Source organism: Micromonospora yangpuensis, from assembly GCF_900091615.1.
GTDB lineage: Bacteria > Actinomycetota > Actinomycetes > Mycobacteriales > Micromonosporaceae > Micromonospora > Micromonospora yangpuensis.
Genome location: NZ_FMIA01000002.1, coordinates 6,373,219 through 6,386,510, shown reverse-complemented (window position 1 = coordinate 6,386,510; position 13,292 = coordinate 6,373,219). Strand labels below are relative to the sequence as shown.

At 71.0% G+C, this 13,292-nt stretch carries 13 protein-coding genes; 5 read left to right on the top strand and 8 right to left on the bottom strand.

The window, feature by feature from the left end; translation table 11 throughout:
* Positions 1–38 precede the first annotated feature (38 nt).
* A complete protein-coding gene (locus GA0070617_RS28900) occupies positions 39–419 on the top strand; it encodes a VOC family protein (protein WP_091445481.1) in 381 nt (126 codons plus the stop codon).
* On the opposite strand, the gene GA0070617_RS28895 is transcribed toward GA0070617_RS28900, so the two are convergent.
* Positions 403–1,266 (bottom strand): pirin family protein, encoded by an 864-nt coding sequence (locus GA0070617_RS28895; RefSeq protein WP_091445478.1) that lies wholly within the window; start codon positions 1,264–1,266, stop codon positions 403–405. The two genes, GA0070617_RS28900 and GA0070617_RS28895, sit on opposite strands and share 17 nt — an antisense overlap.
* 89 nt (positions 1,267–1,355) lie before the next feature.
* A complete protein-coding gene (locus tag GA0070617_RS28890) occupies positions 1,356–1,928 on the bottom strand; it encodes an NADPH-dependent FMN reductase (protein ID WP_091447714.1) in 573 nt (190 codons plus the stop codon).
* A gap of 189 nt (positions 1,929–2,117) precedes the next feature.
* Here GA0070617_RS28890 and GA0070617_RS28885 point away from each other — a divergent pair, with 189 nt between their 5' ends.
* On the top strand, positions 2,118–2,597 hold the full coding sequence (locus tag GA0070617_RS28885) for a MarR family winged helix-turn-helix transcriptional regulator (protein ID WP_229688259.1): 480 nt from the start codon (positions 2,118–2,120) through the stop codon (positions 2,595–2,597).
* A gap of 109 nt (positions 2,598–2,706) precedes the next feature.
* On the opposite strand, the gene GA0070617_RS28880 is transcribed toward GA0070617_RS28885, so the two are convergent.
* Together GA0070617_RS28880 and GA0070617_RS28875 are read right to left on the bottom strand one after the other, a co-directional pair.
* Positions 2,707–3,888: a hypothetical protein gene (locus GA0070617_RS28880; RefSeq protein WP_091445473.1), complete on the bottom strand. Its 1,182-nt coding sequence runs from the start codon at positions 3,886–3,888 to the stop codon at positions 2,707–2,709.
* Positions 3,875–4,408, bottom strand: coding sequence for a SigE family RNA polymerase sigma factor (locus tag GA0070617_RS28875; RefSeq protein WP_091445472.1), 534 nt, complete (start codon positions 4,406–4,408; stop codon positions 3,875–3,877). The genes GA0070617_RS28880 and GA0070617_RS28875 overlap by 14 nt, the downstream gene beginning before the upstream one ends.
* 165 nt (positions 4,409–4,573) lie before the next feature.
* On the opposite strand from GA0070617_RS28875, the gene GA0070617_RS28870 reads away from it, so the two are divergent.
* On the top strand, positions 4,574–7,960 hold the full coding sequence (locus GA0070617_RS28870; protein ID WP_091445470.1) for a S8 family serine peptidase: 3,387 nt from the start codon (positions 4,574–4,576) through the stop codon (positions 7,958–7,960).
* Between the two features lie 111 nt (positions 7,961–8,071).
* Here the strand turns inward: GA0070617_RS28870 and GA0070617_RS28865 are convergent, their stop codons facing one another.
* Positions 8,072–8,695: a TetR/AcrR family transcriptional regulator gene (locus tag GA0070617_RS28865; protein ID WP_091447712.1), complete on the bottom strand. Its 624-nt coding sequence runs from the start codon at positions 8,693–8,695 to the stop codon at positions 8,072–8,074.
* A gap of 116 nt (positions 8,696–8,811) precedes the next feature.
* Between GA0070617_RS28865 and GA0070617_RS28860 the strand changes: the two genes are divergently transcribed.
* Together GA0070617_RS28860 and GA0070617_RS28855 are read left to right on the top strand one after the other, a co-directional pair.
* Positions 8,812–9,450, top strand: coding sequence for a hypothetical protein (locus tag GA0070617_RS28860; protein WP_091445468.1), 639 nt, complete (start codon positions 8,812–8,814; stop codon positions 9,448–9,450).
* 132 nt (positions 9,451–9,582) lie between these two features.
* Positions 9,583–10,047, top strand: a complete 465-nt coding sequence (locus tag GA0070617_RS28855) for a CPBP family intramembrane glutamic endopeptidase (protein ID WP_217628892.1) — start codon at positions 9,583–9,585, stop codon at positions 10,045–10,047.
* Positions 10,048–10,090: 43 nt separating this feature from the next.
* On the opposite strand, the gene GA0070617_RS28850 is transcribed toward GA0070617_RS28855, so the two are convergent.
* The 3 genes from GA0070617_RS28850 to GA0070617_RS28840 form a co-directional block, all read right to left on the bottom strand.
* Positions 10,091–10,450: a hypothetical protein gene (locus tag GA0070617_RS28850; protein WP_091445464.1), complete on the bottom strand. Its 360-nt coding sequence runs from the start codon at positions 10,448–10,450 to the stop codon at positions 10,091–10,093.
* Positions 10,451–10,660: 210 nt separating this feature from the next.
* Positions 10,661–11,779 (bottom strand): hypothetical protein, encoded by a 1,119-nt coding sequence (locus tag GA0070617_RS28845; RefSeq protein WP_139135807.1) that lies wholly within the window; start codon positions 11,777–11,779, stop codon positions 10,661–10,663.
* A gap of 189 nt (positions 11,780–11,968) precedes the next feature.
* Positions 11,969–13,243, bottom strand: a complete 1,275-nt coding sequence (locus tag GA0070617_RS28840) for a glycosyltransferase family 2 protein (protein WP_175440703.1) — start codon at positions 13,241–13,243, stop codon at positions 11,969–11,971.
* Positions 13,244–13,292 lie beyond the last annotated feature (49 nt).

The following is a 13,292-nucleotide window of genomic DNA, read 5'->3' as shown; positions in this document are numbered from 1 at the left end:
ACGGTCTGGTCGACCATCTCGAACGTACTGGAGGAGACATGACCATCCTGAAGACGTACGCCCGGCTCTGGGTGGATGACCTCGACGCGTCGCTGCCGTCACTACGGACCCTGGTCGGCAGCGAGCCGGAGCTGCGCTTCGCCTTCGACGCGATCGAGTTGGCAGCGATCGGCGACTTCCTGGTGATCGCCGGCGCGCCGGCGGAACGGGCCCGCTACCGGCACGCCTCCGCCACCGTGATCGTGGCCGACCTGGACGCCGTCGTCGCCGGGTTGACCGCCGCAGGCGGCGAGGTCACCACGCCGGAGGCGACCAGTCCGACCGGCCGCTACCTGTACGCCCGGCACGCCGGTGGGGCGGAGGTCGAGTACGTCGAGTGGGTGCCGGAGCTGGTCGAGCGGATCATCCCGCGTCGCTGAGCGGCGTCAGCTGTCCCATCGATCCTGCGTGGTAGCGGTCGGCGGCGTCCCTGACCTGCGCCGCGTCGTTCATGATGAAGGGGCCGGCAGTCACCACCGGCTCCCGGATCTCCGCGCCGCTCAGAATGAGCAGGTGCGCGCTCTGCCGCGGTGCGACCGTGAGTCGGCCGCCACTGCCACCGCCGCGGACGCCCAGCGCGTGGCTGGTGCCGACCTGCCGGGTCTGGCTGTCGGCGTGGACGTCGACCGTCCCGTCGAGGACGTACACGACGGCGTTCTCAGCCTGCGGAAGATCGAAAGTGATCTCGTGTCGTATCCGAGCGTCGAGCATGGTGAACGGCTCGGTGGGCCTCAACGGCGACGACACACCCTTGAACGAGCCGACGACCACCCGGACCCGGTCGTCGCCGTCCGGGCTGTGCCATTGGGGGACCTCGTGGCCCTGGAGGTGGCGGACCTGTGGCGCGGCCGATTTGTTCCTGGCGCTCAGGTTGACGAAGAGTTGAAGTCCGTGCAGCTCGCGACCGCGGACGGCGGGGACCTCCTCGTGCACGACGCCGCTGCCGGCGTCGGTCCACACGATTCCGCCGGGCCCGACGGTGATGTCGACGCCCGAGGAGGCGCGGCTCCGTACCTCACCCGGGGAGTCCTCGAACACGTAGGTCACAGCCGCGAAGCCGGCATGGGGATGAGGTGAGAACGGGAGTCCGTCGACGCGGAAGTCGTCGAGAACGGCCAGCGGCGACGCCGCTACTTCCAACTTCTCCAGGTCGATGAAGTGCAGTGCGGTGAAGCCGGGTATGTGGCGCGTTCCGGCGGCCACAACCGGCGAAAAGGTGATCGACATGGTGATGGCTCCGATCCCGGATGGGTGTCGATGGCGGCGGTGCCGGCTGCCGGAGGACGGCAGCCGGCACCGGGACCGCAGGAAGGTGGTCAGGCTGCGCGGGCCGTGACGCGCAACGGTGCCAAGGCGGTGCTCCAGGCCACGACCTGGTCCAGCAGCGTGTGGAGCGCGCCGGTGCTGTACTCGCCGGGCTTGAAGACCGAGAAGTTCTCGAACTCGGTCACCAGGGAGAGCGTCACCTGCTGACGCACGTCGGCCATCATCAGCTCGCCGGCGATCAGGCGCAGGTGTTCAGCGGCTCGGGCGCCGCCGGCACCGCCGTACGACACGAACCCGACCGCCTTGTTGTTCCACTCGGCGAAGAGGTAGTCGATCGCGTTCTTGAGCACTCCGGAGGTGCTGTGGTTGTACTCCGGAGTCACCATGACGAAGCCGTCGAATGAGCCGATCTTGGCCGCCCACTGCTTGGTGTGTTCGTGCTGGTACTGCCCGAAGGACGCCGACATCGGCTCGTCCAGGTGCGGCAGCGGATAGTCCCGCAGGTCGACGAGCTCGAACTCGGCGTCTGTCCGGCGGGAGGCGATGTCGTACACCCACTTGGCGACCTGCTCGCCGTTGCGGTTCGGACGGGTGCTACCCAGGATGATCCCGATCTTGGCCATGTCCACCCCTGTGATCAACGGTTCCGGTGAGAGGGTCGGGGGTCGCTGCGGACCACCGATGTTGTCATGTCAACAAAGCTACGTCGGGCTCCGTGACATGTCAACAAAGGTGCTGTGGTGCTGGTTACCCCGCAGGTCCCGGGCGGTCGAGGCTTCTCGTGATGTGTCAACAAAGCCTATCCTGCAGGGGTGACCCCACGATGGCTGAACGACCGGGAGGACCGGGCCTGGCGAGGCTTTCAGGCCATGCGCGCGGAACTCACCGCCCACCTCGCACGGCAACTCGCCCAACAGAACGGCCTCACCGAGGCCGAGTACGCGATCCTCGCAACCGTCTCCGAGGCCCCGGGCCGACGGCTACGCGCCAGGGAGCTGTGCAAGCTGCTCGGGTGGGAGCGCAGTCGACTTTCGCACCAGATCGCCCGGATGGAGAATCGCGGCACCGTACGGCGGGCCGCCAGCGCGGACGACAGGAGGGGATTCGACGTCGTCCTCACCACCGCCGGCGTCGCCGCCATCGACGCCGCAGCGCCGCAGCACGTGGCCGCGGTACGACACTGCTTCGCCGATCTCCTCACGCCCGCTCAGCTCGACACGCTAGGGGACATAGCCGACATCATCACCAACCACCTCGACAGCGAGCACGAGGCCCCTGCCTGCGGCGGATAGGGCCATCGACGGTCAGGCCGGCGGTGGTGGTTCTGGTGATCCGCCGAGGACTCGGCGGAAACGGAAGCGGCCGGGCCCTCGGGGCCCGGCCGCCTGCGTCAGGAGACGGTCACCTGCCGAGCGCGGTGGCCGCGTCCGCCCAGGTGGAGTCGTCGTTCACGTTCCTCAGCTTCAGGCCCTTGAGGATCCTGGTCATCTCGGCGTCGGAGAGGCGGCCGTCACTGGCCACCTGGATGCTGGTCTCGCCGTCGGCGCTGCGGTGGGTGCAGAAGCCGTTGCCGCACTTGATGGTCGTGTCACCGGTCGTCTGGTTCGAGTTCTTCGCCGGCACCACGAAGATCTGGAAGCTGCCGGGGATGCTCTCGCCCTCGGCGCCACCGTACGGCTCGACCAGGCCGGTGGTGGGCGGCGCCGGGTTCGCGAAGATCGCGCCACCGTAGTCGCCGTCCCGGGCTCCCGCGATGCCGTTGAGACCGGAGATGACGTGCGAGCCGAGCTCGACGGGCTGGTAGCCGGCCGGCACGTAGTCGAGGGTGAAGGGCAGCGTGGCCGGGGTGGCCCGGGTGGGCTTGAGGCCCTTGACGATCTTCTGGAGCTCCGCGTCGGAGGGGTCCTGCGCGGAGTCCGAGATCGCCGACAGGACCGCCCACGCGTCCCCGGCGTACGACCAGGCGAGCGTCCGGTTGGTCATGTAGCCGTATTTCAGGCTGCTGACCTGGTACGCCTCCTTGCCGTCGACAGTCAGCCGGGTGGCCCCGGTCAGGCCGGCGGGGTCGAACGCGCCCGGCCGGTACAGCGTCAGGTGCGCGAAGATCGTCGGTTCCGACTGCTGGCCCGCCTCGCCCTTCTTCCGCCGGTCGCCGACCCGGGCGGCCTCCTCGTCGGTGATCGCCCTGTCGTTCGTGGTCCGGCCGTCCAGGTACACCGACGCGATCTGGTACGACGTCGACGCCACGGTCGGTGCCGCCACCTTCCAGCGGCCGACCTCGAAGGCGCCGAACGTGAACTGGAACGGGTCGGCCGGGAACTCCCACTGGGCCGGCTTGGCGGCCTGCTCGACCGGCGGGGGTGCCGCCGCCTGGAGGGCCGGGCCCTGGGGCGTACCCCCGAAGAGCGGGGGAAGGGCGACCGCGGCGCTCACCGCGACCACGGCGAGCGCCGCGCCCGCACCGGCGAAGCCGGCCCGCCGGCGACGTTGCGCCCGGCGGCCCCTGCCCACGATCTCGTCGATCGTGTTCCGGTCCGGCGGCGCGTCGGACGTCGCCAGCTCCACCACCTCATGCAACCGCACGGGACAACTCCTTGATCTCCACGACCTGCAGGTCGATGCTCTCGGTGGCCAGCACCTCACGAAGGCGGGACAGCCCTCGCGACGTCTGGCTCTTGGCGGTGCCGACGGAGACCCCGAGGACCGCCGCGCTCTCCTCGAGGGTCATCCCGAGGTAGTAGCGGAGGATCAGCGCGGCCCGCTGCTTGCGGGGCACGGTACGCAGGGCGGCCTGAACCCGGATCCGTTCGTCGGTGCCGGCCGCCGGGTCACGTAGCGCGACGTCCGGCAGTTCGTCACCGGCGGAGCGTTCCCGACGCCACGGCCGGCGGATCTCGTCCACCGCGGCCCGGTACACCATCGTCTTGACGTACAGGTCGGGACGGTCGAGCTTCCGCCAGCGCGGATACAGCTTGGCTAGGGCGGTGGCCACGGCATCTTCCGCCGTGTGCCAGTTACCGCAGGTCAGGTACGCCAGTTTGCGCAACGGGCCCAACTGGGCCGCGACGAACTGACGGAACCCTTCCTCTTCCTCGGCATTCACGATCGCCTGCCTCCTTCGACGGAGGTGGAACGGTGGCAGTCGGGCAAAGGGTTGCAGACGGGTGAGTGTGACACGCGCCACTCCCAACCCGCACCGTCCTAACCGGAACCTGATGAGTGGTCCGGATCCTGCTCGTACGTCTTGATGATCTGATCGGGAGGTTCGATGAGGAGACGCACACGGATCGGCGCGGCCGGGCTGGCCACCGCGATGCTGCTGGGGCTGGGGCAACCCGGCTGGGCCGCGCCGAACGGTGGCGGTACGCCCGGCGGCGACGGAACCGGCCCGGGTGGCGGGGTGCCGGTGGGGGCCGACGGCCAGCCGGCGACGGTCACGCTGGTCACGGGCGACCGGATCACCGTCGACCGGGGTGGTCGGGTGACGATCCGACCGGCGAAGGACCGCGCCGGCATCCGGTTCCGGTCCCACCGGATCGACGGCGAACTGCACGTGGTACCCGCGGACGCGGTGCCGCTGATCGCCTCCGGGGTGCTGGACCGTCGACTGTTCAACGTCAGCAGGCTGATCGAGTACGGCTACCACGACGCGGCCCGCGACCGGCTACCGCTGATCGTGGCGTACCCGGACCGGGCGGCCGCCCGGCGGGGTGGATCGCCGCTGCCCGGTGCCGAACTCCGGGTCGACCGGGCTTTACCGGCGATCGAGGGGGTAGCGGTCAGCGCGGACAAGACCGACCTGGCCGACGTCTGGACGAAGCTGACCGGGGCCGCGCCGAAGACCGCCGACCGCATCCCCGGCATCGAGCGGATCTGGCTCGACGGGAAGCGTCGGCTGACGGTGGACCGGGGCGTACGGCAGATCGGCGCGCCCGCCGCCTACGAGGCCGGCTTCACCGGCACCGGGGTGACCGTGGCGGTCATCGACAGCGGCGTCGACCCGACCCACCCCGACCTGGCCGGGGCGGTGACCGAGGCGGTCACCTTCCTGCCGGACACCGACCCGGTCGACCGGTTCGGGCACGGCACCCACGTGGCCTCGACCATCGCCGGCCGGGGCACCGCCTCCGACGGGAAGTACCGGGGGGTGGCCCCGGACGCCAGCCTGGTCTCCGCGAAGGTCTGCGACTACTGGTGCGATGACTCGGCGATCCTCGCGGCGATGCACTGGGCGGCCGTGGACAAGAAGGCCACGGTCGTCAACATGAGCCTCGGCAGCGGCGACGGGCCGGAGGTCGACCCGTTCGAGGAGGCGGTGAACACGCTCACCGCGCAGACCGGCGCCCTCTTCGTGGTCTCCGCCGGCAACGAGGGGCCGGACGGGCAGACGGTCGGCTCGCCCGGCAGCGCGGACGCCGCGCTGACCGTCGGGGCGGTCGACCGGGACGGGTCCCTCGCACCCTTCTCCAGCCGGGGCGCGCGGGTAGGCGACGACGCCGTGAAACCGGACCTCACCGCGCCGGGTGTCGGCATCGTCGCCGCCAAGGCCGCCGAGGGTCAGATGGGGGTACCGGTCGGGGAGCAGTACGTCGCCGAGTCCGGGACCTCGATGGCCGCCCCGCACGTGGCGGGCGCGGCGGCGCTCCTCGCCCAGCAGCACCCCGACTGGGACGCCACCCGGATCAAGGCCACCCTGATGGGCTCGGCCAACCCGCGACCCGGTGACACCGCGTACCAGCAGGGCGCGGGCCTGGTCGACGTGGCGCGGGCCATCGGGCAGTCGGTGACCGCCACCCCGCAGAGCCTGTCGTACGGACGCACGAGGTGGCCGCACCACGACGACGACCCGATCACCCGGACCCTCACCCTGCGCAACGACGGGACCGAGGCGCTCACCCTCGACCTGGCCTGGCAGATCATCGGGCCCGACGGCAGGCCCGCTCCGGCCGGCATGTTCCGCACCGCCGCGCCGCAGGTCACCGTGCCGGCCGGGGGTACCGCCGAGGTGGCCGCCACCGTGGACACCAGCGTCGACGGCAAGGACGGCTACTACAGCGGGCACCTGCTCGCCACCGCCGGGCAGCACCGCACCGTCGTCCCGGTCGGAGTGCACCGCGAGGTGGAGAGCTACGACCTGACCGTCACCCACCTGGACTCGACAGGCGCGCCGGCCGACACGTACTGGAGCCTGGTCAGCGGGATCGACGTACCGGGGATCGAGCCGCTCGACGGGACCGCCGGCGGACCCACCATCCGGCGGCTGCCCAAGGGCCGCTACGCGGTGACCGGGGTGGTCGAGGAGTTCGGCGAGCGGGAGCGCAGCAGCCTGCTGAGCCGACCCGAGATCAATCTGACCCGGGACACCACGGTCACCCTGGACGCGCGGAAGGCCAAGCCGATCACGGCGACCGTGCCGGAGCGCACCGCCCGTCCGGTGCTGGTGCAGACCGGGGTGCTGGTGGAACTCTTCGGCCGCTCCCCGGCGATCATCGACATCGGGGCTGCCGGGTTCGGCAGCCTCTACTCGGCCCAACTCGGTGACCAGGCCACCCACGGGCACGTCGCCGGCTACGTCGCGCACCAGTGGGCCAGGCCGGACGGCGACGGCGGTTTCGCCGGGACGCCGTACCTCTATCACCTGGGTGAGGGCTTCCCCGGCCGGCTGCCCACCGGGTACCGCAAGGACGTGCGGCGCGCGGAGCTGGCCACCATGCGTCACGAGCTGCGCGGCGAGCGGCTGGGTGACCAGGTCGAACGGAACATGTCGGCGGAGTTCGACGGGGTGTACGGCTCGACCTTCAGCGCGGAGGTACCGGTCGGCGACACCTGGACCGAGTACTACAGCATCACGGACGTCGCCTGGTCGGGTGGCATCACCATCTGGCAGAGCGTCGAGGGGGAGCCCGAGGCGGAGTTCCGCAAGGTGCTCTACAGCCAGCCCCGGCGGTACCAGGCCGGTCGCAGCTACCGGGAGGTGTGGAACACCGCACCGATCGGACCGACCCTGGTGGCGACCGGGACCCCGTACAGCAGCGCCGGCCGGATCGAGGACGTGATCCGGGTCGACATCCCGCTGCACGGCGACGCGGCCGGGCACGGCGGTTGGTCCGCCGGTGACGTCGGTCGGACGGCGCTCTACCGGGGTGACGAACTGGTCGAGGAGTTCACCGAACCCACCGCCGCCGGCTTCGGCTTCTTCGAGGTGCCGGCGGAGGCGGCGGCGTACCGGCTGGAGGCCTCCGCCCGGCGCAGCTTCACCGAACTCTCCACCGAGGTCGACCTGACCTGGCGGTTCCGCTCCGCCCGGCCGGACGGGGACGACTGGGTGCGGCTGCCGGTCATGGTGGTGCGGTACGCCCCGGAGCTGGACGGCCGGTCGGCGGCACCGGCCGGTCGGCCCTTCGAGGTACGGCTGCGGGTCCTCGGCGCCGAGGGGGTCCCGGTGACCCCGAAGCAGGTCACCGTGCGGGTCTCCTACGACGACGGCAAGACCTGGCAGCCGGCCACGGTCCGGGGTGCCGGCACGACGTGGACCGCGACCCTCCAGCACCCCCGCTCCGGTGGGTACGTGTCGCTGCGTACCTCGGTCACCGACGGGCAGGGCAACAGCCTCGACCAGACGGTCGTCCGGGCGTACCGGTTGAGCGACGGGTGACCATCGGCTGACTCGTGGCCCCACCTGGGGATCGAGGGGCCCGAGCCGCGTTCCTGCGGCTCGGGCCCGTGCTGCCCGACGACCGATTCTCAGCGCAGGGCCGCAGCGGCGTCAACCGTTCAGGGCGCCCCCTGTGCCGCCGCTCGTGACGGCGTCGGCGGCCATCCGGAGGGTGTCGGCCTCGAACTCGTGTCGTAGGGCGTCGACGGGTAGCGCGCGCTCGGTGCACAGACCGTTGAGCACGGTGCCCAGGAAGCGTGCGCGTCGTGCGACGTCGTCCGCCGGAAGCACGCCTTCCTCGGCGAGGACGGTCAGCCACCGCTCGATGCGGTGCAGGCCCAACCGTTCGAGCGAGCGGTACGCGGCGACCTCGTCGTCCGCCAGGCCGGGCGCGATGTACGTCTCGTACAGTCCGCGCCAGTACGCACGCGCCCGATCTCCGGTGCCTACCTGCGCGAGCAACTGCCGCAGGCACTCGACGAGGCGTTCCGCCGGCGTGCGTTCGGTGTCGCGGATCGGATCGTCGGGGATGTCGATGTCGTAGAGGCTGGCCACGACGGTGTCGACGAGCGCCTGTTGGGTCGGGAAGAAGTGGCGGAGCGACCCGGTGCTGACGCCTGCCCGCGCGGCGACTCCTCGGACGCTCAGCCGAGCGGTCGGGTTCTCCCCGAGCATGGTCGCCGCGGCGATCAGGATCCGGTCGCGGGTGTCCCGCTTCGTCGGCCGGTCAGGCATCTTCGGCACCTCCTCACACCCATTTCTAGCACACTGTGCTAGATTCCAGGGACTAGCACAGTGTGTTAGTCGTGTGGTGATCGAAGACAGGGGGTCCTCGGGTGGCGTTCGGAATAATGCGAAACCATCTCGCGGCGCGGCGCATCCGCCCCGGCAACGGCGAGCCGCTGCCGCGCTTCCGCTGGTGGCAGCTGCTGAGCAGGTCCGTACGCACACTGACCCTGCGCGCACCAGACGGCACCGTGTCCACGTACGCGGTTGACGTCCGTCAGCTGGGCGATCGCGACGACGGCGCGGTACGGGCGCGGCTCTACCTCGACGGCGCGCTCCTGTCGTTCTCGACGGTGCCCGCCCGTTTCCCCGTGCCGGGCGGTCACATCGAGGTCGCCGTCAACACCTTCGGCCTACGCCGCTGCCACTACGTGCGTGCCGACGGCACCCAGTCGCAGTTGGTGCCCCATCCCGCTTCCGCCGAAGGTCGACGCGCCCGCCTCCATCAGACCCACCCGGGCGTGAGCCGCCTCATCGGCGTCGTCTCGGCCCTGCTCGTACTCGTCGGATTCGGCGTGGCCATGCCGCAACTCGTCGCGACGCTCTCGCACGTCCCGCCCGTGGCGGACTCCCTCGGAACCTTCGAACTGCCGGTGCGCATCCCGCTCGCGGTGAACATCGCCGCCGGTGCCGCAGCGGTCGCGGGCAGCGCCGAGCGCGCACTGCGACTGCGCACGAACTGGCTCGACTCCCTCGCGAGCTGACCTCGAGAGGGGCGTTTCCGTTACGGCGTCCTCGGCCGTACGCTGCTCGCCTTCGGCCCGCTGCTGGCCGTCCTCGTCACCATCGGGTTCTTCGTTCCCGACGACCCGGTCCCCTGGACGACCGCCGACCTCGTGGCGTTCCTCCTGATCAGTGTCCTGCTCACGCCGCTGGCGGCGGCGGGTGAGGAGTACGGACTGCGCGGCCTGATGTTCCGCGTCGTCGGCGGCTGGACCCGCGGCGCCCGCTCCGGGGCGGTCCTCGGCATCATCGTCACGACCGTGCTCTTCTCGCTCCTGCACGGCACGCTCGACCCCTACCTGCTCACGTCGTATCTCGTGCTGTTCTCGACGATGGCGATCGTCACCTGGCGCACCGGCGGGCTGGAGGTCGCCGTCGTGCTGCACGCCGTCTACAACGCCATGGCCTTCGTCCTCGCCACGACCCTGCACCTCGATGTCGGTGGCTCCCTCGAGAGTCGCGACGAGGCGGTCGGCTCGATCAACAACCTGTTGCCTGGTGCCGGGCTCGTCGTCATCACCGCGATCATCTGGTGGATGACCAGGAAATCGGGCCCCGTACGCACTCCCGGCACGTGACATGAGTCAGGCCCGCCAGGTGGCGGCGCACCTGCGGCGGGGTTCACAGCGGCCAGTGTTGGGAGACCAGTTCGATCATCTTGCCGACCGTCTCCGCCAGCGTGCCACCCGCCGCGGCCAACGCGGCCAGCTCCTCCAACGAGGTAAGCACCGGGCGGCGGTCCGTCGCCCGCTCCGTCCGGGCCGCCTCGATCGTCGCCACCTCACGGCCGGCCCGATCCGGGTCGTCGAAGTCGGTCACCTGCTCCTTGAGGATCCGCAGTAACGCGTCGAACCTCTCCCCGGGCCCGCTCGTCCCGTTGTACTGGACCATGACCGGTTTGTCGCTGGCCATCGCCTGCTGGCCGCCGTGGATGGTGTTGTGGAAGACGATCGACCGGGCCGGCTGATCCGGATCTGCCATGGCAAGCTCCGAAGCCGAACGAGAGGGCGACGGCGCGGCGCCCCTCCTCGACCACCTCCCGGATAACCGTGTCGGCGAGTTTCTCGTCGAGGTGGGCCGCCCCGCACAGGTGCCGGGTGGTATCGGACAGCGAGGGCGGCACCTGGTACGACGGAAAGTCGAAATGATCAGCCTGCGGCGGGTCGGTCACCGTCACCATCTCCCGGGAGCCTAGATTTCCTTCGTCGTGCGGGTGGGCAGTCCACAGGAGCTGGCGATCGGGTTCCACCTGCGGAGGAACTCACTCTTGGCCCGCTGCGCCCGCTCGGAGAGCTGGTTGCCGCGCCGCCAGTTGGCGTCGAGCGAGCAGCCGGAGCGGATGGACCGCCGGGCCCAGGCGGCGTAGGCGGCATCGGCGTCCCCCGCGTACGAGAAGGCGGACACCAGGTGGCTCCGCATCGCCGACCCGTCAGCGAGCGCGTCGACGTCCAGCGCCTTGGCCTGGTCCCGCTGGTCGCGGCGTCGTTCTGTCACGCCCTCCAGCAGCCCGAGTGAACGTTCCAGATCGCGGCACTGTCCCACCGCCGCTATGCCGACCGCCAGGTCGCTGCGCGAATTGATCGACTCGGAGAGCAGGGCATCCACCGCCACGGCCTGCGCAAGCCGCCGGGCGTCCGGATCGTCGATCCCGGTCAGCGTCTCCGGTGCCGATGCCGTCATCGCGGACGGGGCGGGCGCCGGCGTCGTGTCGACCGGCACCGGGTCGGCGGCGGGCGGCGGCGTGGCGGTGACCACCGGTCCGGAGACCTTCGCGGGCAGCGGCACGGTCACTCCCGCGATGAGCGCCACCACAACGGTCACCAGCAGGCTGGGCAGGAGGAGTCGGACCGCCCGCGCCAGATCGCCGGCACGCCCCGATCCCCGGATGTTGCGCGCCAGCGTGTGCCCGGGTGTCTCGGGTACGCCCCGGACGGCGCTCACCAGGTAGACGGCCACCGCGAGCGCGGCGAGCAGGTGGTGCCACAGGGCCAGCCGATCCGGCACCAGGGAGAGGTCCCGGGCGCCCCGGGCGAAGGCGAGCAGAAGCACCACCAGCAGCCAGGCAACGAGCAGGACCGCGCAGAGCAGCAGGTCCCACCACGGGACCGGTGCCGCCACGGCCGACCCCGGCGACGCGGACGGCACGACCGGCGGCTCCGTAGCACCGGGCGGCACCGGTGGCACGGGTCCCACCGGGTGGGCCGGCGACTGCACCTGCGGTACGGCGGCGGCGCCGGGCAGGGCCGAACCGCAGCGCTGGCAGGTGGGGAGCACCGCATCGGTGTCGGCACCACAGGTGACACAACGCATCGTTCACCGCCTTCGCCTGCGGACACCTCCACAGCGGACCTGACAGAGGAGCTTGGAAGAGCATCCTCCGGCGCGGAACCGGCCCTCGAAAGCGGGAATCCGACAGTCCCCAATGGATCGACCGTCCGGGTGTCATGGCTGCCCGAACATCCATTCGCGCACCCGGCGGCCGTGGTGCGCGGGGCGGGACTATCCCCTTCTGATCCGGATCAGCCAGGCGTGGTCACCGTCGTGCACCACCTCGCTGTCGGTGTGCCCGCGCAGCATGTCGCAGAGGTGTTCGGGACAGTCGACCAGGCCGACCTCGTCCGCGGTGGGGACACCTTTCGACGCGCCGAGGTACACCGTCCGGGCCACCCGTAGCCCTTCGACCACCATCCTGGATAGGTGGTCCGGTGCGGCGGTCCGCCACACGTCCAGGTGGAGCAGGTCGGCGAAGTGGTCGGCGGGGAACGGCAGGCGCAGGCCGATCAGTCCGGGCGGCGCCTCGGTCGGCGGCCGTTGGTCCAGCACCTCGGTGTGCCCGGTGAACGGCACGCGGTCGGCCAGTCCGATGCCCATCACCAGTCGACCCGGCTCCTGCCGGGCCGGTAGCGCGGCGAGGGCCTCGTCGCGGGCGGCCCGGTTGTCCCAGTCGTGCAGGGCCCGCAGCCGTTCCAGGTACGTGGGCAGGGCCGCGGCGACCCCCATCGGCCCGTCCTTGTACAGCTCCAACTCCAGCGTACGGTGTTTGTCGATCATGTAGGTCAGCAGCTGGCCGGCCTCCGCCCAACTGTTGGCGGTCTCCCGGAAGTGCGGGATGTGGTGGCAGAGGGCGAGCGGGTCGAAGTGGAAGTGACCCGCTCGCCGTCGGCCCGCCAGGAAGAGCCGGTAGGCGAACTCGACGTCCTCGTGCCCCCACCGGACGAAGCGTTCGTCGAAACCGCCGACCGCCCGGACCTGGGCCGACGGCACCGACATGTGATGGCTGTAGCCGAAGATCCACGGGGCCGGGTGGTCGGCGAACGTCCCCGGGTCCAGGCCCCACCGGTAGCGCAGGTCGGTGTGGTACGCCGACGGTGCCGGGGGTCGGGTGGGGTCGTGCACCGCCCGCCAGTCGTGTTCGATCCGGGCACCCAACAGCACGTCCTCCGGGCGGCTGCGGTGGAACCGGGCGTGCCGACCGATCAGCCCGGGGCCGGCCAGCGAGTCGGCGTCGAGCAGGACGATCCGGTCGCCGGTGGCCTCGGCCATGCCCCGGTTGCGGGCCACCGCCCGGCCCCGGTTGACCGGCAACCGGATCAGCCGCAGGTCGAGTCGGTCCTGGTAGGCGCGGACGAGGGCGTCCACGTCGTCCCGGGAGTCGTCGTCGACGACGAGGACCTCGAAGCGGCCCGCGTCCGGGTCCTGTGCCGCCAGCGCACCGAGCGTCAGGTCCAGGCACCGGGCCTGTCGGAAGTACGGGATGACGACGCTCAGTCCCACTGCCCTGGACCTCCCCACCGCACCGGGGTGCGGATCGCTGTCGACCGGC

Excerpts from the sequence above, each read along its gene's own strand:
- GA0070617_RS28860 (WP_091445468.1), top strand. The coding sequence starts at position 8,812 with ATGCGAAACCATCTCGCGGCGCGGCGCATCCGCCCCGGCAACGGCGAG.
- GA0070617_RS28900 (WP_091445481.1), top strand. The coding sequence starts at position 39 with ATGACCATCCTGAAGACGTACGCCCGGCTCTGGGTGGATGACCTCGAC.
- GA0070617_RS28895 (WP_091445478.1), bottom strand. The coding sequence starts at position 1,266 with ATGTCGATCACCTTTTCGCCGGTTGTGGCCGCCGGAACGCGCCACATA.
- GA0070617_RS28870 (WP_091445470.1), top strand. The coding sequence starts at position 4,574 with ATGAGGAGACGCACACGGATCGGCGCGGCCGGGCTGGCCACCGCGATG.
- GA0070617_RS28890 (WP_091447714.1), bottom strand. The coding sequence starts at position 1,928 with ATGGCCAAGATCGGGATCATCCTGGGTAGCACCCGTCCGAACCGCAAC.
- GA0070617_RS28845 (WP_139135807.1), bottom strand. The coding sequence starts at position 11,779 with ATGCGTTGTGTCACCTGTGGTGCCGACACCGATGCGGTGCTCCCCACC.
- GA0070617_RS28850 (WP_091445464.1), bottom strand. The coding sequence starts at position 10,450 with ATGGCAGATCCGGATCAGCCGGCCCGGTCGATCGTCTTCCACAACACC.
- GA0070617_RS28865 (WP_091447712.1), bottom strand. The coding sequence starts at position 8,695 with ATGCCTGACCGGCCGACGAAGCGGGACACCCGCGACCGGATCCTGATC.